17 protein-coding genes are annotated in these 23,652 nt (G+C 37.9%); 8 read left to right on the top strand and 9 right to left on the bottom strand.

Annotated features, from left to right (window positions below):
• Positions 1-119 precede the first annotated feature (119 nt).
• Positions 120-2,096, top strand: a complete 1,977-nt coding sequence (locus HAV12_RS10435) for a sigma 54-interacting response regulator (RefSeq protein ID WP_171569591.1) — start codon at positions 120-122, stop codon at positions 2,094-2,096.
• On the opposite strand, the gene HAV12_RS10430 is transcribed toward HAV12_RS10435, so the two are convergent.
• The 4 genes from HAV12_RS10430 to HAV12_RS10415 form a co-directional block, all read right to left on the bottom strand.
• A complete protein-coding gene (locus HAV12_RS10430) occupies positions 2,089-2,877 on the bottom strand; it encodes an alpha/beta fold hydrolase (protein ID WP_171569590.1) in 789 nt (262 codons plus the stop codon). The genes HAV12_RS10435 and HAV12_RS10430 overlap by 8 nt on opposite strands.
• A gap of 416 nt (positions 2,878-3,293) precedes the next feature.
• Positions 3,294-3,911 (bottom strand): cysteine hydrolase family protein, encoded by a 618-nt coding sequence (locus tag HAV12_RS10425; RefSeq protein ID WP_171569589.1) that lies wholly within the window; start codon positions 3,909-3,911, stop codon positions 3,294-3,296.
• 68 nt (positions 3,912-3,979) lie between these two features.
• Positions 3,980-4,801 (bottom strand): alpha/beta fold hydrolase, encoded by an 822-nt coding sequence (locus HAV12_RS10420; protein ID WP_132037523.1) that lies wholly within the window; start codon positions 4,799-4,801, stop codon positions 3,980-3,982.
• 122 nt (positions 4,802-4,923) lie between these two features.
• Positions 4,924-5,694 carry an alpha/beta hydrolase gene (locus HAV12_RS10415; RefSeq protein ID WP_171569588.1) on the bottom strand — a complete coding sequence of 257 codons (771 nt, stop codon included), beginning with the start codon at positions 5,692-5,694 and terminating at the stop codon, positions 4,924-4,926.
• Between the two features lie 530 nt (positions 5,695-6,224).
• Between HAV12_RS10415 and msrA the strand changes: the two genes are divergently transcribed.
• A complete protein-coding gene (gene msrA / locus HAV12_RS10410; RefSeq protein ID WP_171569587.1) occupies positions 6,225-6,716 on the top strand; it encodes a peptide-methionine (S)-S-oxide reductase MsrA in 492 nt (163 codons plus the stop codon).
• Positions 6,717-6,886: 170 nt separating this feature from the next.
• Here the strand turns inward: msrA and HAV12_RS10405 are convergent, their stop codons facing one another.
• From HAV12_RS10405 to HAV12_RS10385, 5 genes are all read right to left on the bottom strand, one after another.
• Positions 6,887-10,060 (bottom strand): PAS domain S-box protein, encoded by a 3,174-nt coding sequence (locus HAV12_RS10405; RefSeq protein WP_171569586.1) that lies wholly within the window; start codon positions 10,058-10,060, stop codon positions 6,887-6,889.
• 378 nt (positions 10,061-10,438) lie between these two features.
• Positions 10,439-11,341, bottom strand: coding sequence for a cyclase family protein (locus tag HAV12_RS10400; RefSeq protein WP_171569585.1), 903 nt, complete (start codon positions 11,339-11,341; stop codon positions 10,439-10,441).
• Between the two features lie 22 nt (positions 11,342-11,363).
• A complete protein-coding gene (locus HAV12_RS10395; RefSeq protein WP_171569584.1) occupies positions 11,364-11,930 on the bottom strand; it encodes a cysteine hydrolase family protein in 567 nt (188 codons plus the stop codon).
• A gap of 75 nt (positions 11,931-12,005) precedes the next feature.
• Positions 12,006-12,962, bottom strand: a complete 957-nt coding sequence (locus HAV12_RS10390) for a GlxA family transcriptional regulator (protein ID WP_171569583.1) — start codon at positions 12,960-12,962, stop codon at positions 12,006-12,008.
• Between the two features lie 144 nt (positions 12,963-13,106).
• Positions 13,107-13,511 (bottom strand): hypothetical protein, encoded by a 405-nt coding sequence (locus tag HAV12_RS10385; RefSeq protein WP_205423364.1) that lies wholly within the window; start codon positions 13,509-13,511, stop codon positions 13,107-13,109.
• 342 nt (positions 13,512-13,853) lie between these two features.
• Between HAV12_RS10385 and HAV12_RS10380 the strand changes: the two genes are divergently transcribed.
• The 6 genes from HAV12_RS10380 to HAV12_RS10355 all read left to right on the top strand — a co-directional run bounded on the left by HAV12_RS10380 (position 13,854) and on the right by HAV12_RS10355 (position 23,597).
• Positions 13,854-14,192: a hypothetical protein gene (locus HAV12_RS10380; RefSeq protein ID WP_171569581.1), complete on the top strand. Its 339-nt coding sequence runs from the start codon at positions 13,854-13,856 to the stop codon at positions 14,190-14,192.
• A gap of 604 nt (positions 14,193-14,796) precedes the next feature.
• Positions 14,797-16,371 (top strand): Na+/H+ antiporter, encoded by a 1,575-nt coding sequence (locus HAV12_RS10375; protein ID WP_171569580.1) that lies wholly within the window; start codon positions 14,797-14,799, stop codon positions 16,369-16,371.
• A gap of 777 nt (positions 16,372-17,148) precedes the next feature.
• Complete coding sequence (locus HAV12_RS10370; protein ID WP_171569579.1) at positions 17,149-17,910, top strand: LytTR family DNA-binding domain-containing protein; 762 nt, start codon at positions 17,149-17,151, stop codon at positions 17,908-17,910.
• Between the two features lie 53 nt (positions 17,911-17,963).
• Positions 17,964-20,672: a PAS domain S-box protein gene (locus tag HAV12_RS10365; protein WP_171569578.1), complete on the top strand. Its 2,709-nt coding sequence runs from the start codon at positions 17,964-17,966 to the stop codon at positions 20,670-20,672.
• Positions 20,669-21,073, top strand: a complete 405-nt coding sequence (locus tag HAV12_RS10360; RefSeq protein ID WP_132037510.1) for a response regulator — start codon at positions 20,669-20,671, stop codon at positions 21,071-21,073. The genes HAV12_RS10365 and HAV12_RS10360 overlap by 4 nt, the downstream gene beginning before the upstream one ends.
• Positions 21,074-21,797: 724 nt before the next feature.
• Positions 21,798-23,597, top strand: coding sequence for a T9SS type A sorting domain-containing protein (locus HAV12_RS10355; protein ID WP_171569576.1), 1,800 nt, complete (start codon positions 21,798-21,800; stop codon positions 23,595-23,597).
• The last annotated feature ends 55 nt before the right edge of the window (positions 23,598-23,652 follow it).

Below are 23,652 nucleotides of genomic sequence, written 5' to 3'. Positions count from 1 at the left end.
AATTCACATTAAATATGATTTTTTTTATTAAAATTCAGAGAAAACAATAATATTAATGGGGATAATTAACTATTTTTATAGTAATAAATCATAAGTTTATAAACTCAATAATATTATATATGGGAACGTTGTCTGATGAAAACCCACAATCTGAAAACCTGGTAAAAAAAAGCATCCTTATTGTTGAAGACCAATTTGTTGAAGCACATGATCTGCAGCTAATTGTAGAAAAAGCAAATTATGAAGTACTTGGTATTGCCCGTTCTGTAGATCAGGCTCTGGAAAGACTCCGGACTCAGACACCTGATCTGGTATTTCTTGATATTATGCTTAAAGGGGATAAAAACGGAATAGATCTGGCTCATATATTAAAAAATAGAAATATTGCGTTTATTTTTATTTCAGCGAATTCAAGTAAATTAATTTTAAATGAAGCCAAAATAACATGTCCCTACGGGTTTATCATTAAACCCTTTAGAGAACAGGATATTCTGACTACTCTTGAAATTGCTTTTTACAGGCAAACCTATAGTCTGGAATCTCAACTGATGCATCAGTTTCAGCTTAAAAATAATATAAGTGAATTACTAAATTCAAATCTGAATCCCGAAGACGGTTTGATCTCCTTTGCAGAAATAATTCAGACTTTTATCTCTTTCGATTATCTGGAAGCCGGATTTAATGCTGCAGACCAGTATTCTAATATTGGTATTGTGCGCAAAAACATAGAGGAATATCAAACTATTACGGTATCAAAACTTTCTAAAATAGCTGAAATTTCAATTAAGGAATTAGATGAAACTTATAAAAAATCCCAGATCGACATACTTCCTGCTATTTACAGCCAGGAATCGTTAATCAATAATTTTCAGGCTTCCCCTATAAAAGGAATAATAGCCCATAACTTCGGTATCAGATCGTACCTGGTTTTCCCTTTTAGCGCAGGAGATTCCCAGCAGTTTTGCTTCACTTTCTACAGCAGAAACTTTAATACTTATTCTGATGAAAATTTGCTTCTTTTAAAGCAATTACAAAGCACACTTTCCGGGCTGATAACTCATCTTTTTTTAGATAAAAAAGCAGTCGAGCCAACAACAATAAAAACTGCTCCACCAAAAAAACAACATGCAGAAAGTACAAAATCAGGTTTTGAAGGAATAATTGGAAATAGTTCCCAGATGGCAACGGTTTTTAACTATATCAAAAAAGTGGCACCGTCGCAGACTTCTGTTTTGATACTGGGTGAAAGTGGCACCGGAAAAGAAAAAATTGCCCAAAGTATTCATGCATTATCACCACGAAAAGAAAAACCTTTAGTTATTGTAAACTGCGGTGCAATACCCGAAAATCTGGCTGAGTCTATACTTTTTGGTCATGAAAAAGGAGCTTTTACCGGAGCACTGGAAAAACGCATAGGAAAGTTTGAATTAGCTGATGGCGGTACCCTGTTTCTGGATGAAATTGGAGAAATGCCAATGACACTTCAAGTTAAATTATTACGTGTTTTGCAGGAAAAAGACATAGAACGTGTTGGTGGACTTGTACCGCTGAAAATTGATGTCCGAATTATAGCAGCAACCAATAAGGATCTTGAACATGAGGTTGCAGCCGGGCGCTTCAGAATGGATTTGTATTACAGGCTTTATGTTTTTCCAATTTTAGTACCATCCCTTAGAACCAGAAAAGAAGATATCCCTGAACTGGCAGATCATTTTATAAAAATGTACAGTGAGAATATGAGTATAAAACCTCCATTACTTTCTAATATAGCCTTACAACAGCTAATCAATTATAATTGGCCGGGCAATATTAGAGAACTCGAACATATTATACAACGTACGATTTTGCTTAATGAAGAAAGCACCATTAAAACAATTGAATTTTCACCCTCATCAGCCTTTAAACCAGAACAGAATGCGGAATCATTCTCTATTAAAACGATCTTAGACAATGAACGTGATTATATTCTTTATATTCTTAAAAAATGTAATGGAAAAGTTTCCGGAGCCGGCGGGGCAGCAGAAATTCTAAATATTAATCCTTCAACCTTAACTTCAAGAATTAAAAAACTTCAAATCAATAAAGAAGTCAGCTAAAGATTTTTTTTAGCCATTGGGCACTATGCTGAGCCGTTTCTTCCCATTGGCAATCAAGTATCACAAAATGGCTTTTATTCCGGACTTCTCTATAACAGGTTAGCGAATGGAAGTTTTTGTATTTTCTGAAGTTCCAGTACACTAGTTTTGAAGAAATGATTTTGTCTTCTGAAGCCGAAATAAAGAAAAGAGGAACATGTTTTCTTTTAAAGTTTATAGTTGTATTTTCTAAAAATAAATCCCTAAAGGCTCTTTTTGATTCGGGAATCAGGAATTTCTCATAAGTAGTTTTCTGTTTTTCAGCTGAATTGGTATTGAAGTAAACATGCTTCCATTTCTTAAAGGATAAAAAAAATGTCTTTTCATCAGAAAAAAGACTGTAGGAAAACCTAAAAATATTTTTATAAAAAGAACATTTTGAAACGGTACAACCTGCAGGCGGAAATGAGTTGATACAGATTCCTGCCGAAGCTAAATCCTGTTGAATTAATAACTGCACTATAAGCCCGCCGTAGGAATGTCCGATCAAAATTGGTTTTTCAGGAAGTATTTCAATTATTTCCTTGTAATAACACAAAAGCTCAGATAAGCGGATTGCTCCTGTTTTAGAGTTTAAATTTTGTTTTCTGAGATTTTCGGCAGTATCATTTTTATGAAGCCACGGTGGTGCTACTGCTTTATACCCTTTACTTTCGAAAAAAACAATCCATTGCTCCCAATAATGATGACTCACAAATGCTCCTGAAATAAATACAATCGTTTTAGTATTGGATCGATACATAAAAGCTTTTTTAAGTTAATTATGAAACATTTCAGCTCCGGACACTATTGGTTAATCTGGCCTGCCGTGATTGAAATTTTGCTCAGTGGTCAGGATAAAAAAAATATTCAGGGTTGCGGCAGTCCCTGCAATTGTTTTATAAAAGGGTAAGTCCTGAAAAGAGCTGGATTCCTGTTCCGGAAGAAATTAACAAACCGGAAAAAGCATATTTTAAAAAAGACATTCAGAAATTTCTAAATAAAATAAATCTCTGAACATCTTATTTTTTTGCTGCTAAAATCAAAGCTGTTTTTTAAAAAGCCGCTAAACACTCTCCCTAAACCAATCTCTAACTCATAACCTCTAGCTCCTCCATAATTTCTGTTGCTACAGTAATCCGGGCTGTTGTGCTGCTTCCTGAGATGATTTCCATTATTTCAGGATTGAGGACTGTTTATAAATTCTTCAGTGGTCAACATTGCATGTCCATAGTTTGGAAAAGTAATTTCGACAGTAACCCGGATTTCTTCCCAGTTAAAGGCTGCTATTCCGTCTTTAATCAGCGTCACATGATAACCGAGCTCGACGCCATATCTTGCAGTAGAATCAATACAGGTATTCGCTCTCATTCCTGCGATTATAATATGGTCAATGTTATGTGCTCTTAATAAAAAATCCAAATCGGTATTGGCAAAGCCACTGCCGGTCCAATGATTTTGAGCGATTAAATCACCTGGCTGTGGTTGAAGTTCAGGATGAAATTCTGCTCCCCAGCTATTTTTTTCAAATAAAACTATATTCTTACTGCCCTGATGTGCAGGTGCCAGAAATTTCCAATTTAAATAATCCTCTTTCGTTGTGTGATGGTGCGGCGCATAAATTACCTGTATTTTACGCTCTCGCGCTCCTTCGATTAATTTTTTAAGATTTTGAACCAGAGAAATACCTTCCACAGTTTCTTTTGTGACGGAATATAGCTTTCCCCCTTCAGACAGAAAGTCATTGAAAGGGTCAATTATGATCAGGGCTGTTTTTGAATATATACTTGCATCCATTTTGTATTTTTTTTATTTATATAATTTAACCGCTAAAACAATAATACAGAAAATCCGGAATAAACATTTCAGGATTTAATAAAAGCTAAAATATCTGAATTAACAGTTTCAGCATCTGTTGTCGGCATTCCGTGACAAAGTCCCGGATAAGTGATCAATTTGCCGTTTTTTACCAGTTTAATAGCTCTTAACGCAGTAACATTATAAGGAACTATCTGATCGTCCTCGCCATGTAGTATAAGTACAGGGAAATCAACACTTTTTAGGTCTTCAGTAAAATCTGTTTCAGAGAATGCTTTGATGCAGTCATAATGTGCCTTAATACCGCCCATCATTCCCTGACGCCACCAATTATCCTGAATTCCTTTTTTAATAGCTGCCCCTTCTCTGTTATAGCCATAAAACGGAAAAGTGATATCCTGATAAAATTGTTGCCTGTTATTGGCGGTATTAAAACGGATATCATCAAATACCGCAATTGGCACACCTTCCGGATTGTTTTCATCATGAACCATATATGGTGTTACTGCGCTTATAAGAATTACCTTTGAAACGCGGTTTTTACCATATTTTGCAGCATATCGAATTGCTTCACCACCACCGGTGGAATGCCCAATATGTATCGCGTCCTTTAAGTCCAGAAATGTGGTAAGCTCCGCTACATCAGCGGCGTAAGTATCCATTTCATTACCGGTATCCGTTTGCGTAGATCTTCCATGTCCTCTCCTGTCATGTGCAATAACTCTAAAGCCCTGATCCAGGAAAAAAAGCAGCTGCGCATCCCAATCATCTGCTGACAACGGCCAGCCATGATGAAAAAAAAGAGGTGTTCCTGTTCCCCAATCTTTATAATAAATTTCTGTTCCGTCTTTTACTGTAATTTTAGCCATTTTACTTTCTTTTAAATTGTTACTAATAATTTGAATTCATTTTAGTTCATTTATCATTTTAAACCAGATCTTTTCATGAACCAATCTGAAAGGTGTCCTACAACCGAGAGCTTTTTTACTTTTTATAATTTCTCGTACCAGTCTGTTATATAATCTGCTACTATTTCCCAACCCGTCTCTCCACAGATAAAATGACTTTTACCCTGAAAAATCTTCAAATCAACACGGCTGTTGCTGTCTTTATACTTTTTTGCCAGCTTTGTTGTAAGAGAAGACGGAAAAATGGCATCACTGCCTCCCCCAATAAATAAAATAGGGTTGTGTGCTTTACCAAAATCAATATTAGAAAAAGAGTTCAATACCAGTTCACGATTCACTTTATAACTTTCCGGTACTGCAATACTGTCAAAAGTACGCGCTCTTTCACTTTCGGGCAATGTGTTAAAAAAACATTTGTCATACCAGTCACGGCTCCCCATAAAATACTTTGTAGCCGAAAAAAAACCAAATGCAGGCAACACTGCCTTTAATGTTGAGAAAGGAGGAAAAACATTCTTTGGAGGAGCACCATCAATACTTACTGCAGCGGCTGCTTTGCCCAGTTCCAGTAGTTTCATTGCTGCCATTCCTGCCATTGAATGCCCGATAATTAATGGCTTTTCCGGAAGACTGTCTACAAGCCTTACAATGTTATTCACCACGTCTGTAAAACCTGTTTTAATAAGATCGGGATGAACCTGTTTTCTCAAATCAGAGGGATTACCTCCATGACCCGGATTAGCCGGTGTATAGACCTTATAGCCTTTTTGTTCATAACGTTCTTTCCACTTTGCCCAGGTGGTGTCGTTTACAAAATTCCCGTGTATGAGAATAATGGATTTCGATTTTGTCATAAGATTTATTATTTAAATTAGTAATAGCACTTTAAAGATACAGCTCAGTTAACCTCAGCAGATTAAATGATACGGATTCAATTTTACTTCAGGCTTTAAAATAAAAGAGTCCCTTACTTGATGTCCGTTTTTGTAATTGAATCCCATAGGCCAATACCGAAAACAATAACTATACTAAAGTAATAAACTATTAAATATCAGCTAAATAGATATTATATTAATTTTCTTATTGACTATATTTCGCAAATTAATGCCAGTGTCGTGAAATATAAAAAATTATAATATTGATGAATAAACGGCCAACAGTATTAAATTTTGCAGGATTATCAGAATGTTTAAAAAAAGAATGAAAAATCAGTCCCGTTTACTTTTTTTCTTTAGGTGCTTTCGGCCATTTTGGCTTTCTGGTTTCCCAATTTAATTTCGGTATTAATTACCCTAATTTAGATATACTCTTTATCTTTGGTTTTACTTATAAAGAAAAATAATTACAATCATTTAAATAGCAATTCACTTAATCTATACCACTCATGGAAAATTTAAAAAAAGCATATATAGCAGGGGGCTGTTTCTGGGGAATGGAAGACCTGTTTCGCGTACGCCCCGGAGTAAAAGACACTCAGGTAGGTTACATTGGCGGAAGCAATGACAACCCTACTTACCCTAACCATCCCGGACATGCAGAAGGGATAGAAATTACCTACGATCCCAATGAAACATCGTATCGCAAACTTCTGGATTATTTTTTCAGGATGCATGACCCTTCGACTGTCGATCAGCAGGGAAATGACAGGGGATCCAGTTACAGATCCGCACTATTTATTCAGGACGAACAGGAGGAAGAAACGGCCAGGGAGATCATTAAAATTGTCGATGATGCTGCACGCTGGCCGGGTAAAGTGGTCACCACACTCGAACCTTACACAAAATTCTGGCCTGCCGAGGAATATCATCAGGATTACCTTGTAAAGAATCCTAACGGTTATACCTGCCATTTTGAGAGGTTTGGTACTTTCCTGTAAAGCGCAATTATTCAGGCTTCCCTGCCGGAAGCCTTTTTATTTTCAGGTAAGCTGCCATTCAAAATGCCGGTGCATAATAAACTTACAGTTGGATTTAGTTCCGGCCATCCCTGAAGAACCTTAAAATAAAACCATACTGAGCATAGAAGCTCTTTCTTTACAGTTAAAAGTTAAACTTCGGAATTTATCGGCAGTATAATTGTAAATACAGCACCTTCACCAAATTGGCTCTCAGCAGTTATGTCGCCTCCATGATTTTGAACGATCTTTTTACACATTGCGAGTCCTATACCGGTTCCTTCATAATCGGATTTGCTGTGCAGGCGCTGGAAGATATTAAAAATACGTTCAAAGTATTGAGCTTCGAAACCTATTCCATTATCCGTTATCTGAATTTTGCAAAATTCAGCATTTGAATGAGTAGTATGGATTTTATCAATGTCATGCGGCTCCAGTGGTAAAGCTTTTATTGAAATGATCGGATCCCTGTCTTTTTTAGTAAATTTTAAAGCGTTTCCAATCAGATTTCTAAACAACTGTGCCATTTGCATCGGATTTGCCTGTATAACCGGCAGGTCTTCTAAATAAATTTTAGCCTTTTTCTGCTCAATCAGCAGGTCATAATCCATTATAAGATTTTGAACAATTTCGTTGAGATTGACTTCCTTGAAGTGTTCTTCAGATTTGGCAAGCTGTGAATAATTGAGAACATCACTGATCAGGCTTCGCATTCGCATAGACGAATTCAGAATTTTGCTCATATAATTCTTTGCATTTGGAGCTGCGTGCTCACCGAGACTTGTTTCAAGCAAATTAGAAAACGTAATAATTTTCCGCAGCGGTTCCTGAAGATCATGTGAAGCAATATAGGCAAACTGAGCCAGCTCTTCATTAGACTGAACGAGGCGCAGATTGGATTTTTCGAGATTTTCGTTTGTTTTTACTAATTCATCAGCTGTTGCTGCGAGTTCCTCTGTACGTATCAGAACCTGCTGTTCCAGTGCCGTTTGCAATTCATGCTGTATGGTCACATCCTGTGCGGTACCATGCATCCGAATTGGGTTTCCTGCCAAATCAAATACCGTTTTTCCCTGAGCGTGCAGGATTCTCTTATGACCCGTTATGGGATGAATTACTTTATATACTTCATCATAAATACCTCCTGATTCGGGATTAAGCGCCCAGGCCACTGCCTTTGCTACTCTTTCCTGGTCTTCGTCTTCCAGTATAGGGATCACTTTATTATAATCCTGATCCTTAGGATCATATCCAAACCATTCTATAAGACGATCGGAGTAAGTAAGTCCGTTTGTGGCTACATCGATACTCCAGGTACCCAGCTGTGCTAATTCAACAGCACCTCTTAAACGCGCTTCTGCTTCCAACTCTTTTTGCCTGGCATATACCTGATCTGTTACTTCCACGGCAATGCAGATCATACCATAGGCCGCACCATTGTCATCCATCAGCGCTTTATAGGTATAATCATAATATCCCGAATGCGGAATTCCATCTTTAATAAGATCAATGCGCTGGGCAGATACCTGGTACGTTTCTCCGGTGGCTAAGATCTCATTGTATTTTTCAAACAAATCAGTCTTTCTCAATTCAGGAATAGTTTCCAGTATCGGTTTTCCTATTATGGAAGCATCACGTCCGAAAATTTCGAGCATCTTTTCATTAGCTTCCCTCAATATCATATTTTTTCCAACATAGACCAAATTAGCTACGGGAGAGTTATAGAATATTTTACGTATAAATTCCTGATTTTCTTCCAGAAGCAGTTTTGCTTTAACCTGAGAGGTTACATCTACAACCACATCTAAAATAGCATATACACTGCCATTGGAATCAAATAAGGGTTTGTAGGTGAAATCAAAGTACGACGTTTTGAGCTTACCGTCGATCATAATATCGGCCCTGGCTCCTTTTTGCTCGTACTGCTTTCCGCTTTTGTAAACCTTTTTTAATATTTCAGGAAAAGGCTGGTTTTTCGCCTCAGGAAAAACGTCTATCATGTTTTTGCCAATTACTTCAGGACCTCTGCCCCACTGATCCATAATAATTTTGTTGGCAATTTCAATGCGCATGTCCGGCCCGACATATAAACAGGTGCCTACAGGCGCCTCTTCAATCAAGGAACGAAAACGTTTTTCGCTCTCTTCAATCTTCTTTCTGGATAAGAGCATTTCGGTTACATCAACTGCCATATGAAGTACAGCAGAATTCCCTGAAGCTTCCTGAATACAGTCATAAGAAAAATTAAAATAACGTCGCTCGAGCCTGCCGTTAATTATTAAATCAACGGGCTGATCATCTCCTCTAAAAGAAATTCCCGTTTTTTGAACCTCAATAACGGTTTGCAGTGCCTGCTGGCCTGAAAGTTCCGGCAGTGTCTCAATCATTTTTTTTCCAATCACCTCATCGGCAGAACTTTTGTTCATAAACTGGAGCATTGGCTTATTAATGCTCTCAATGACAACATCTTCACCACGGGACAACAATATAGCCACAGGTGCCTGCTCAATCATATTTCGAAAGCGCGTTTCACTTTGTTGCAGTTTTTCCTCGGCCTGTTTTATATCAGTAATATCACGGGTTGTTCCTGCAACAGCTTCAACCTCTCCCCGCTCATTTAAGACCGGGACAAGGATATAGTCGTACATACGGCTGCCCAGCTCAGCATGAGGAAAGGAAACGGTACCTCTGACTGTTTTTTTCACAGCAGCTACTTCATCGATTTCCCTTTCGTGCATCTGGGCATGCCACTCTTCATAACCGTTTTCTCTTAAGCCTCTTCCGATAGCCTCTTCCGCCGATTTACCCCACATATTCAATAATGCTTTATTGGCATAAATAAAATTGTAACTGAGATCAAATACATAGACCAGATCGGGCGTGTTGTTTGTAATGGAATCGTACAGTCGTCTTTGTTTCTCTGCGGCCTCGAGTGCCCGGTTCAGGGCAATTTCTGCCTGTTTGCTCTGAGTTATATCATCTGTAGTTATTACCAGCAAATCTTGCTGCCTAACTGCAGTAAACCGAAACCAATGATTCATCCCTTCCCCCTCATACCACTGTTCAAAACGGGCCGTAATACCTGTTTCGGCAGTTTCAATAAATTTCTGCAGAATTCCTGTTTGTTTTACCGTTGGAAATAACTCGCTGTACAGTCTGCCTTTATAAGGTTTATCACCGATCCAATTCAAGGTATAAGCATTAAACAGCAGTACAGAGAAATCCTTTACCTTGTTATTATCATCGTAAACAGCCTGCATAACGGCAATACCGTTTGAGGCAGAGTCAAAAACGGTCTGAAAGAGATCATTATTTATTAAATCCATAGGCGGTATAATATTATCCGGCAGCAGACTGCTCTGCTGTTTATGTGATTATTAATAGTATTGAAATACGGCACATCATTGACACCGGTTTGTGATGCTTTTATTCCACATACAAACTTCCGGTGCTTCGCAGGTTAAGACTGGTACAGAAAAACTAAAGCAGTTGCTGAACCAAAATACGTATCTAAATAAATAAAATAAATGCAGATATGCAACGAAATAAAAATAAAAGTCGCCGGTATGGGATTTAGTAATACATTCAGCAAACTATTATATACTACTATAAGAAAAGACTTGTTGCAAAATTTGAAATTATAACAGATTGTACAACTAATGAAGTGCTGTCAATTTTCGATTTCAAGCTAAAAAAGCCCATTTCTAACGAAATGAGCTTTTAGATATTTTAGCCATTGCCCGAACCGGAAATGTTCCGACTCCTTTAAATTTGGGAGGAATCGCACTAAAAGTAAAATCTTCCTGAGGTAAAACACAGAGATTACAAAGATGTTCTACTATAAGTATTTCTGCCTGCAAAAGTGTGGTATGTACCGGTCTGCTTTTGCCTGCTGTATTATCGATATTATGAGAATCAATGCCAACCAGCTTTACATTGCAGTCTCTTAAATAGAGGGCAGCTCCTTCTGTGAGATAAGGATGGTTCTCATAATATTTTTCCGTATTCCAGTAACTATCCCATCCTGTATGAATCAAAACGGCTTTATTTCTAATTTCACGATTTTTCAAATGTGCTTCGGTAATTGCCCGTGTTTCTGAAAAAGGAATACGGATTACCACAGCATCAAGGTCTGTAAAACATTCCAAACCTATTTCCGACAGGTCTTTTCCATCTTCAAATCTATGAAACGGGCAGTCAATATAAGTTCCTGTATTGGTGACCATCTCAATTTTACCTATTTGAAACTGAGTACCTTCCTCATAAAACTGTTTAGAATCTTCCCTGCTTAAATAGTCACATACAATGGGTGCCGGCAAACCTTTATACGTGACAAGCCCGTGTTCGATCGTATGGCTTAAATCGATTAATAAATCAGGTTCCGTTTTGGTAGAAATCGGTTTTCTTTTGTGGGTTTCATCAAAAATTTCTTTATTCAGAATTTTGACTTCCCCTACCATAAGCAGTCGCAAATCGTTTACAATATAATCCGCGAGTTCCTGATCCGAAATGGTGTTGCCCTCAATATCCAGACGAAAGTCCTCGCCTTTTATACTTCCGCCATTGGTGAAATATATTTCAAAGTCAAATTGTACTCTTTTATCCATATTTTCAGTTTTAAATGTTGGCTTAAACTAAATCAAATAATTTTTCGGTATCAATTACCTGCGAAAATTCATTGTGCAAACTTGCTAAAGAGATCTGATGAATTAATTCTGAGTCGAACTTTTCTCCCTTTATTCCGATCCTGTCAAAAGTAGCCGTAGCATCGGAAATTACCCAATTGTCAAATCCTAAATTGCCGGCCATTCTTGCTGTCGTTGAAACGCAGTGGTTGGTTGTTAATCCTACAAGGACCAATTTGTTAATTTTCCGGTGATCCAGCAGCTCTTTTAAATCAGTTCCTATAAAAGCACTGTTTACATTTTTTACAAGGATAGTTTCACCTTCAATTGGCTTTACTTCCTCTTTAATTTCAAATCCTGCATTTGATTCGTGTAATTTAGAGTCCGGGTGTACCGAACTGTGAACAATATGAAATACCGGGAGTTTAAGAGACCTCCATTTTTCAAGAATCTGTGTTATTTTTACTTCCGCATCCTTGTTATTTCTATTGCCGCCCCAATAATTTTCGTCATTAAAACCTTTTTGCACATCTATGATGATCAAAGCGGTATTGTGTTCTCTAAGTTTCATGTTTTTAGTGATTTAATTCGTTATACAAATGTATCAGCTAATTGAGTATGCAAACAAGGACAAAAGATAGTCGTTTTAAGACAGCCTGTTTTTAATTTCCGTAGGTAATTCATGAAGGTGTGTCTCCAGAACAACCCGTAATTGCTTTGAGGTTTTGTATCCGCATAAATGGGCAATATTTTCTATTTTATAATCCGAATGGATCAACAGGCTTTTTGATTTTTCGATTCTCAGTTTTGTCCGGTACTCCGCGATCGTTACTCCGGTTTTTTTCTTAAAAATCCGCGTCAGGTTTCTGGGACCAATATGAACCAGATCGGCCAGAAAATCAATAGTAGACGTTTTCTCCAGATTGTAAATAATCCAATCCTGAACTATGTGGATTTTTTCGTCGCGATGATTTCTATTTTGCAGATAGACACTTTCCTGCTGATCGCTGCCTTGTCTTCTCTTGTATACCACTAATTCTCTGGCAATGGTTACGGCAACCTCTTTACCATGACGTTCTTCTATAAGAAACAGGGCCAGATCAATCCCCGTTACGATACCTGCACTGGTATATAAATTGTCTGCTTTGGTATATAGCGTATTGCTTTGTACTTTTAAAAGAGGGAAATCTTTTTTAAATTTTTCGATTAATTTCCAGTGCGTAGTACATTCTTTAAAATCCAATAACCCGGATTTCGCAAGAATAAATGCCCCGTTACAAATGCTTGCTATTGTAGTCTGAAGTGAATTTGCTTTCTCAAGCCATTCGAAAAAGACGATATCTTCTGTTATTTTATTGATTTGACCGGAACTGAATCCGGAGATAACTATAATATCATTTTCTTTCGGATGTGCTTTTGAAAAGTGTGTGACGGATGAAAGTTCTAATCCGGATGAAGAAGTGATCACAGGGTTACTGCTGATAAATTTTAACGTATAAAGAAGTCCTAAATTTTTAGCTTCCTGAAAAACTTCTAAAACGCCGGCTAAGTCCAGTATGGTAACTTGTTTCGGAATATAAAAATAAATCGTCGCTGCTGCCATTTTGGATTGTCTCTTATTAAAAATTTAAAATTCATTTCAAATTTAAAATAAAAATAATCATTCGGCAGCGGCTTCCAACAAAAAGCCTGTAATGATTTCATTACAGGCTTTCCACTTAAAACACAAAACATCAAAATACAACATTTAGTTTTGCGTCTTACTTGCCTTTTTTTTAATGGTATCGCTATTTACGGCATTTTTAGGATCGGATGAAGGGGCATAAGCAGACCCGTCTTTTGCACTGGGTCCGGGACCGCTTCCTGTTCCGGTACCTTTCGTATTATTATTTCCGGATCCGGTATTACCGGAACTGGAAACTCCGGATTGAGAACCTGTAGATTGAGCGCCCGCCGCCTGGGTACCTGTCATTGGGGCATTCGCATCCGTATTATGTACACCCGCACTATCGCTTACTGTTCCGTTTGTAGTATCAACAGGAGTTTGGGTCGTTTGAACTTCATCGCTGTATCCGTCCTGTTTTTTACAGGAAAATAGAAGTCCTGTTAGAATAAGGCCTAACATGATTATTGATTTAATGAACTTTTTCATACTATGGAAATTTAGTTTGTAGGATTCAAATATAAAATAGGGACTACTTTTTTTCTTACACAATTATCCTTTTATGTTATAACCTTACTTCCAGTAGCATTGACGGAATCAAAACAACTGATTGAAATCAAAGCAGCTGATTCACTGAGTAATGCAAAAGTTATAAGATTGCAATTCTAATTCTGTAAGCAGAAGATAATTCCATAGTCGAAATTTGTTTTAATAATAATGAATTGAACTGCAGGAAAATACGATTCAACTGTAACCACAATTAAAAAGGGAGAAGTTTATCAAATGGAAAGCACTAAATAACAACTAAAAATAATTTTAAAATATAGTATCATGAATAGAGACGAAAGAGAAAATTACGGTCAGGAAGATCAGGGTTTTCAAAATAACGAAAAAAGATATGAAGGTCAGGAAGCACAAAATCTTTCCGAAGATCATTCCATTACCAGCAATGCAGAACCGGATTACGGAAATGATCTCAATATCGAAAAACTTGATAATGAGAATCTCGGGAACAACGAATTCAATACACCTGAACTCGATATCGAACAACTGGATGAAGAACTCAGTAACGAAGAGGACAGTAACGAACTGGGAGGTGAAAATTTTGAGAACGAAGGCCTTGATGGTATCGATGACGATGATGAAATTAATACGGATCGTCCGTTGTAAACTATTTAAAGACCGTCTGTTTCCAGACGGTTTTTTTATATCATCTTTATATACAACTTTTTGAGAATCGCAGAATAAGACGGTACTTCTACAATTACAATCAGTACTTATGAAAATAAATCCCCTGCATCACTATTTCTTCCGGCAATCAAAAGTTATAGCTGTTTATTTTCATTTTCAGCGGTCTTTTCTCAATATAAAAAAACAGAAGATAAAACATTTCAGAGCTGTTTTTTTCATTACTCTTTCTACTCCTGTCTTATAAAAAATACTTTGTCCGGACAGCAAGGATTAAAAAGACGAACAATGCAATAAAGTAATTCAATCGTTATAGTAAGTGCTAAAAAAACCTGCCAGTAAGCAGATCTACAGGAACGATTCGGAAATAGAAGACTACATGTAAGAGGATAAAATCAAAAGATTCCGGCAGCTCAACTGCCTTTCCGGTTCCGAAACCTAAATATATCGCTGCTATTCCTAAAATTTTAACGGATTGGGACAAATACTTTAACATAGTAATAAGGGGAACAGTATATTTGCAGGCAAGATTAATTATTTAGCTGATGGCACCTATTCATTATAAACCATTTTTATAACCAAACCAATGCTTAAAGATTTCCCCTTTTATCTCGGTATATTAATTGTCATTTTATTGCTGATTATGCTGGCCAATAAAATAAAAGTAGCGTACCCCATACTGTTGGTACTGGCCGGACTGATTATAAGTTTTATTCCCGGTATCCCTGTTATCAATATAGAACCGGATCTCATCTTTTTTATTTTTTTGCCCCCGTTGCTTTACGAAGCCGCATGGAAAGTTTCGTGGAAAGAATTATGGCGCTGGCGGAGAATTATTACCAGTTTTGCCTTTGTAGTTGTTTTTCTCTCTGCACTTTCCGTGGCGCTGGTTGCCAATTATTTTATTCCGGGATTTTCCTTGGCATTAGGTTTTGTATTGGGTGGTATTGTATCTCCGCCGGATGCTGTTAGTGCCGGTGCCATTTTAAAGTTTGTTAAAGTTCCCAAAGCGATTTCGTCTATATTAGAAGGCGAAAGTTTATTGAACGATGCTTCCTCACTGATCATTTTCAGATTTGCGATGATCGCCGTCGCCACCGAGCAATTTTTATTCTACAAAGCGGCAACAAGTTTTGGCTGGATGATTATTGGCGGTGTCACTATTGGTTTATTGATTGGATGGATTTTCATGAAAGCCCATAAATACCTTCCTACCGATAACAATGCAGATATCGTGCTGTCATTACTCACCCCTTATATAATATACCTGTCTGCTGAGCAGGTACACTGCTCGGGTGTATTGGCCGTTGTAAGCGGCGGATTGCTGTTGTCTAATAACAGACACCGTTTCCTGACCAGCAAATCCCGTTTGCAGGGCATAAACGTATGGGAAAGTTTTTGTTTTATATTGAACGGTTTTGTTTTTATGCTAATCGGACTGGATCTTCCGCAAATTACCCGCGGACTCGAAGGGGTCAGTCTTTTATCAGCCATCGGGTATGGCATTATGATTACCCTGGTTTTAATCATCAGCAGAATATTATCTTCCTACGGTGCTGTGGTCATCACCATGATTGCACGTAATTTCATAACCGTAGCCGACAGCAAAAATCCGGGCTTAAAAGCACCCTTTATACTCGGCTGGACCGGGATGAGAGGCGTGGTTTCCTTAGCCGCCGCTTTATCGATACCGGTTTACCTGAACAATGGTAATGGCTTTCCGCAGCGGAACCTTATTTTGTTCATCACTTTTATTGTTATTCTTCTTACCCTGCTCATTCAGGGCTTAACACTTCCCTACTTTATCAGAAAAATTAATTTTACTACTCTGGACGATTCTTTGTCACGGGATGAAGTTTATAAAAACATACGACAAGAACTGGCGGAGTATGCCGTAAATTATTTAAAAATAAATTATAGTGACCAGGTAGAAAACAATGCGGCCTTGCAGCATCTCATTCTAAAATGGGAACAATACAGTAACGGAATAGAGGATGAATCCATAGGAAACGAACTGAAAGTTATTTATCTCGATTTATTAAACCAGCAACGGCAATGGTTACTTGAAAAAAACAGAAGCGATCTGAATATAGACGAGTCCATTATCAGAAGGCAAATGCATTCTTTAGATATCGAAGAAGAAAAATTAAGGTTTCTATAGGATACAGCCCAAATTAAATCAGAGATCAGTACTGTATTTAAAATCTGGTAATAGAGCGAGATGCTAATTATACAACTAATTACATCCAGCCTGTAATAAAAGACAGTTCATAAAGCGCACCTTTGATAACCTGACTACATCTGGTGTATCGGAGTACAATTGAATCTAATCGCTGACTTTGAATAGTGCATTTTTTTGCAGTAGTGTAAAATGAACGCTTTAAAATAAAATTCCACTGCATACGGCAGGCTCTGCTGTTACAGATTTTTGAGTAAACATAAAATGGAAGATTATGTTTATGGACGCCCGTCTCGTACTTAAGAGTACAGACGGGTTTTCCATTTAAATTTTTTAATTGTCCTGATTTTGCGTCAGAAACAACCTGAGATCTGAAATAAATATAGTTGTTTTTGCTTTTTTTTCTACAGCCTGCCTTTAAAAATCCTGATGTAAGGCGCTAAAACAAACCGTCTAAAAAATTGATTTTTAATTATTTATACCACTAAATGTATAATAATTAAGGTTAATTGTATAAATGGATTCCTACCCCAAGTACTATATTTGAATATACAGTTAGATCCATTTTATTCCCACTTATACCTGTTGAAGCACACTTATTACTTTTCATTAATTTCCGCATCCCATATCAAAGTATTGCTGTAATTTCTATTTTGCGATTTACGATTATTATTACAATAAAAACCTACAAATCAGTACGTTAGAAATAGTTTTGATCCATTAATGTATCGTTTGAATTTACAAACACCAAAAAAGCGTATGAATCCTATAAATGCCATAGTCATATCCCAGGAAAAAGAGACGCTGCTGATTTTAAAAAAATTTGGAGAGGACAACGCCATGATTATGGAAATAATCGGTGATGCCCATTGCATCAGTGACGGAACTGCGCTCCTAAAAGCAAAAAAACCGGATCTTATTTTTCTGGATATTGTATTTAAGGATGATCTTTTTTTCGAAATGCTGGAACAATTAGACTTCAGCATTCCAAAACTGGTCTTTATATCAGCAGAAAAAGAGTACGCAATTAAGGCATTTAAACACAATGCAATTGATTTTTTATTGAAACCAACTGATTTTAATGCCATCATTTTAGCCGTTTATAAAGTAATCAAAAGAAGGGAAATGGAGCGCTCCTATCAGAATCATAAAATCAATAGTATTAATATCCTCAACTCTGCCAGTCAATCCAATGATTATGTAGCCGTCGCGTTTTTGGAAAAAATAGAACTCATACCCATGGCCGAAATTATTTTTTGCAAAGCAGACGGAAAATATACTGTTTTTGTTCTTTCCAACGGAAGCAATATCATGTCAAGCAGAAATCTGGGAGAATACACGACTATTCTGGACAACAGCCATTTTTTCAGAATACATCATTCCTATATCATCAATCTCCGTCATATCGTTAAAATTTCAAAAAAAGACGGCTATTTCTGTGAACTTTCCAATGGTATAATTTTATCGGTTGCGAAAAGACGACAAGATGATTTTAATAAATTTATAAAACTTAAAGAATAAAAACGGCTTCCTGTTTTAAGGTAATTCGAACTAATACAAACTGAATCAGAGCTATGAAAACAAAATTATTAATTGCTGAGCAAAACCCCGCTGCTATTGAGTGGATTCAACACGAGTTGAAGACCGGTATTATCAATTGTATCGTCGAAATTGTTTCCTCAAAAAAGGCGTATGAAGCGGCACTTCATCATTTCAAACCAGACCTTATTCTTTCGAATGATACGTTCCCATCCTTCGACGGAATGGCACTTTTTAGAATGAAGCAAAAACTGACACCGCAAACCCCTTTTATTTTTGTGGTACCAGCCATTACGGTAGAAAAAGCCATAGTGCTTATACAAACCGGAGTAAACGACATCGTATTCAAAACAGACCTGAATAGTTTAACTTCAAAAGTAAACAGTGCGCTAAAAAAAAGCAGGAAGACCCGCGAAACTTACCAAACGGAAGCAGAAAGAACCGTAATGCCGCGCTACAGTATAACGGAAAGCAAAACAACAAAAGAAAAATCTGATCCTATCCCTGCTTTGCAGGAATCCTTACAGGATCTGGGCAAAATTCTGGATTTTTCAATGGACCTGATCTGTTCCTGTGATGAAAACGGAAAGTTTATTTGGGTGAATAAAGCCTCGGAGCGTATTTTAGGCTACCGGCCCGAAGAATTAATCGGCAAACCATATATCGATCTCCTGTTTCCTGAAGATGCTGAAACTACCGTACATACCGATTTCGATAGCAGCAACGGGGGCCAGTTGCCTATATTTGAAAACAGGTTCAGACACAACAACGGCAGTACGGTTTATTTGCAATGGTCTGCCGTATGGGATGATGTAAAAAAAATGAGCTACTATACAGGCAGAGATATTACCGCGAAAAAAAACGTCGAAAAAGCTTTTGAAATCGAAAGGCGGCGGTTCTCTAATCTGTTTTCTCACGCACCTTCCTCAATGGCCATTTTAAAAGGTCCCAACCATGTGTTTGAATTGGCAAATGAACTTTATTTACAATTAATCGATACAAAAGATATTATAGGCAAAACCGTAAAAGAAGTATTGCCTGAACTTGAAACCCAGGGAATTTTTGAAATATTAGATACGGTCTATAAAACAGGGGAAACCTTTTCAGCTAATGAGATGCTCATCGAATTTAATCGGTCCGGTAACGAAAAACCGGAAGATTCCTATTTAAATTTCATTTGCCAGGCCCATAGGGACACCGATAACAATATTGATGGTATTCTTGTCTTTGCCAATGATGTAACAGAGCAGGTACTATCCCGTAAAAAAATCGAAGAACGGGAAAAAATGTATAAGGAGCTCATCTACAAATTACCCGTTGCAACCTATTCCTGCGATCACAAAGGACGAATCGTAATTTATAATAAGGCTGCAGTGGCTTTATGGGGAAGAAAACCGGAAATAGGCAAAGATTTATGGTACGATTCCTGGAAGAGTAACGCTGCTAAAAATAACCCTGAACCGCTAAGTATGTGTTCGCTTTCCACAGCACTGACAGAAGAGGATTCAAACCCCAGCAAGCAGATCGTTATCGAACGTCCCAACGGAGATAAACGCTATGTACTGCCTTACCCGGTTCCTTTCCGTGATGCTGAAGGCCGGATCACAGGAGCGGTTATTGTCCTTGCCGATATTACAGATATGAAACTGGCACAAAAAGAGCTAAAAAAAAGCGAAAAAAAATACAGGTATCTCTTTGATAACAATCCGATGCCCATGTGGGTGATCGATCTGGTCACTTTTAAATTTCTCGATGTCAACAAAATGGCCATTCTGCAATATGGATACAGCCGAGACGAATTCCTTTCTATGACTGCTTTAGACATAAGACCCAGTAAGGAGAGAAATCATTTCATCAAATCCAGCGATCCTTCAGAAATTAAAAGATCCAATTACAACAGGGGAAAATGGAATCACCTCAGAAAGGACGGATCTGTTTTTCCGGTGGAGATTATAGCGCATGATATCATGTATGAAGGATCCCGGGCAAGGCTAATTCTTTCGAATGATATCTCCGATCAGACCAAAGCCGGAATCAATCTGGAAAAAAGAAATAAGGAACTCCTCAAAACCAATTCAGAGCTGGATAAATTTGTGTACAGCGTTTCCCATGATTTACGTTCTCCCCTAACCTCTATCCTTGGTCTGCTTTCTTTTATTGAAACAGAAAGCCGGGAGCCTGATACCGTTATACATGCTGAAATGATACACTCCAGCATCAATCGTCTGGATGACTTTATTAAAAACATTTTAAGTTACTCGCGAAACAAACGTACCGGAGTTGAAGTCGAAAAAATTTCGATTAAGGAGACGCTGTCTGAGGTAGTCAATTCGCTTCAAAGTACGAGAGATGCAAAGGGAATTCATTATGAAATTGCAGTTCAGGAACAGCAGCCGTTTTATACAGACCGGCTGCGTTTTAATACCATTCTGGAAAACCTTATCTCCAATGCCATCAAATACCAGAAGAAAGAAGAATCCGGGAGATCTGTAAAAATAGCCGGACATTCAGACCCGGAAAACCTTCATTTAACCATAACCGATAACGGGATCGGAATTGCTCCGGCCTATCATCAAAAAATATATGACATGTTTTTTCGGCTTTCAGGCAAAAAAGAGGGCTCGGGTATCGGCTTGTATATCGTAAAGGATGCCATAGAAATATTGCAGGGTTCTATAGCCATACAATCGGAAGAAGGCATTGGAACCACATTTATTATCACACTAAAAAATTTGAAACCATGATAGAAGCATTAACACCAAAATTTGATACCGTAATGATTATTGATGATAACGTCATAGATCTTTACATTGCATCCCGTATGATCACTCAGAATAATTTTGGCAAAAAAGTGTTGCTTTATTCAGAAGCGGAAGAGGCCATGAAATATCTTCAGGACAATCAGGACAATATCTCTGAATTACCTCAGGTACTGTTTGTGGATATCTACATGCCTTTAATGTCCGGATTTGAATTTCTGGAGGCCTACGAGAAACTATCCGCTGCTGTAAAAAAGCATTGTAAGGCCTATATTATATCATCAACAATAGACAATGAAGACATAGCCCGATCTAACAGTAATAAGAATGTAATTTCTTTTCACGTTAAACCCATAACCAAAGAATTTCTGGACCGTATTGTCTAGCAACGCTTATTCTTTTAAAATTTACTCCCCCGATCACTTTAAATTCAATTTAAAGTTTAGATTTTTTGTGCCATCACCTCAGTAAATCAGGCGCAATTTCCAGCAGGACCGTTAAAAATTTTTTAAATCTGTTTTTGTTTTTTCTGCCTATTAGTCAAAAAGCACACAAAAAGACACTCTATTCCTATCGCATTCCCTTTCTGTGGCTACATCAGGCTAAACGACTCCATACTATGACGTAAAGCTGTGCTGTAAAAGCATTTCAAAATCAACCACTTGCCCTATTTGCAGTACAGTTACGGGCATACCGGGCAACTTCTTTAACAATCTGTCCATTTTTGGTAAACAGTTATTCCCTATTAAAGTCAGTTATTACTTCTCCCTTTTAACTTAAAGGCTATTCCGCTTAATTTGCCTTAGTATTCAACCGGAAATCCTCCTGTAATTTTTACCAATTCTATTATCACTTTACGTAACTGTAATCCAAAATAATGAAAAAACTCGCCTACTGTTTCCTTTTTCTTATGCCCCTGCTGGCTTTTTCAGCAAATCCCCCTCCGCCCGGTTTGCCGGATGAACCTGTAGTGGTGCCTATTGATTCCATGCTCTTCCTATTAGCAACGGCAGGTGTTGTATTGGGAGGTTATAGTAGTATCAAAAGGAAATAGAGTTACCCTTTAAATGGAAACGGTCTCACCTGTCTAATAATTAAACCAAAAGCAATATGAAAAAAACTTTACTCTTATTAACTGTTTTTATTTCTTGTCAGAGCTTTTCCCAAATAGCAATAGGGGCCAATACACCCGTGTACGTAAAAGCTCAGGTATTGTATGTGGGTCAGAATATAAATTTAGCTGCCAATTCAAATCTTTACTTAAGAAACAATTCCCAATTGGTACAGGGTACAACAGGCCTTTCGGCCAATACCGGAACAGGAAATATGTCTGTCTATCAGGAGGGAACTTCTGATCATTTTGATTATAACTATTGGTGTTCTCCCGTAGGAAATACGGCAGCCTCCGCCATCAATAATAATTTTGGAATTACGCAGCTGTATCAGCCTGTAACTTCAACCACATCATCCGGTGCTGTCTTGTTGCCTGTTGGCAGTTACAATGGCCTGGCCAGTCCACTGACCATAGCCACACATTGGATTTACAAACTGACCATTGCCAATAACTATTCGCAGTGGATACCTGTGGGAAGTACCACTGCACTTGCACCTGGGGAAGGTTTTACGATGAAGGGAACCAGCGGGTCTGACCAAATAGATCCTGAGGGAACCGGAATCGTAAACAACCCGGGCACGGGCCGTCAGAGATATGATTTCAGAGGAAAGCCAAACGACGGAGATATTATAGTGGCTGTCGGGGCTAACAATGCGGCAACACTTACAGGAAATCCCTACCCGTCTGCCTTACATCTCAATGCTTTTCTTTTAGATCCCGCCAATACTGCCGCAACGGGTGTGGCCTATTTCTGGCAGCAGGATAAAAATGTAAACTCTCATTATCTGTCTGCTTACAAAGGCGGTTATGCTGCGTACTCACCTGTCAGCATAGAGTCCAACGGTATCTACACAGCTGCAGCATTCAGATCGTACAACAGCAACGGAACGGTAAACAATAATCCACCAACGGGAACAAGTCCTGTTGTATCCCGAAAATACCTTCCAATCGGTCAGGGATTTCTAATCAATGGCACTACAAACGGAACCGTCACATTTAGAAATGCACACCGGGTTTTTTATAAGGAAGACAATAGCGTGTCACAATTCGAAAAACCGGCCAGAAATACAAGCGCTATTAAAAACGGCCCACCCGTTCCCCCTCCTCCCATTCCTTATTTTAAGCTGAATACCATCATCAATAAAGAATTTACCAGACAGCTTGCCTTAGCCTTAGTTTCCGGAGCAACTGACGGCGTTGACAGGGGCATTGATGCCAAAAATATGGATGAAGATCTTCCTAATGACGTAGCTTTCTGGATTGAAAACGGAAATTATGTGATTGAGGGCGTTGCTTTCGATTTATCTAAAAAAATTCCGCTGTCGGTAAAAGCCGCCGCCAGTACCACCTTTCAGTTTTATATTCCTGAAATGGTAGATTTTGATTTTTCGCAGGCCGTTTATCTTTACGATTCACTGGATAATTCTTATCATGATATTACAAAGGGTACCTACGAAGTTACCGTTGCTCCCGGAACCTATACCGACCGTTTTAAAATAAGCTTTACCAATCAGACACTGGGCACAAAGGAAGATAGTAAAACTAATTTTTTTATTACTCAGGACAATGCCGGTAAAGTTTTAAAAGCGATGAATCCCGATAATCAAATCATGAAATCATTTGTGCTTTATGATATCCTTGGAAGGGCTGTGCTTTCTAAAGAGCCTTTAGAAGCCGAACCAAACTATATTTTTTCGACTTCGGGAATAAGTTCCGGTGTTTATATCGCCACCTTCCTGACCGCAGAGAATGTAAAAATTACCCAAAAAGTAATCATCTCGAATTCCGGCAGATAATACCCATTTCATCAGGATCAAAAAGCCCCCTTTTATTTAATCCATTTTCAATTCA

It is taken from the genome of Flavobacterium sp. CLA17 (genome assembly GCF_013112255.2).
GTDB classification, from domain to species: Bacteria; Bacteroidota; Bacteroidia; order Flavobacteriales; family Flavobacteriaceae; genus Flavobacterium; species Flavobacterium circumlabens.
Note: the sequence above shows the minus strand (reverse complement) of the source record. Positions and strands in the feature narration are given on the sequence as shown.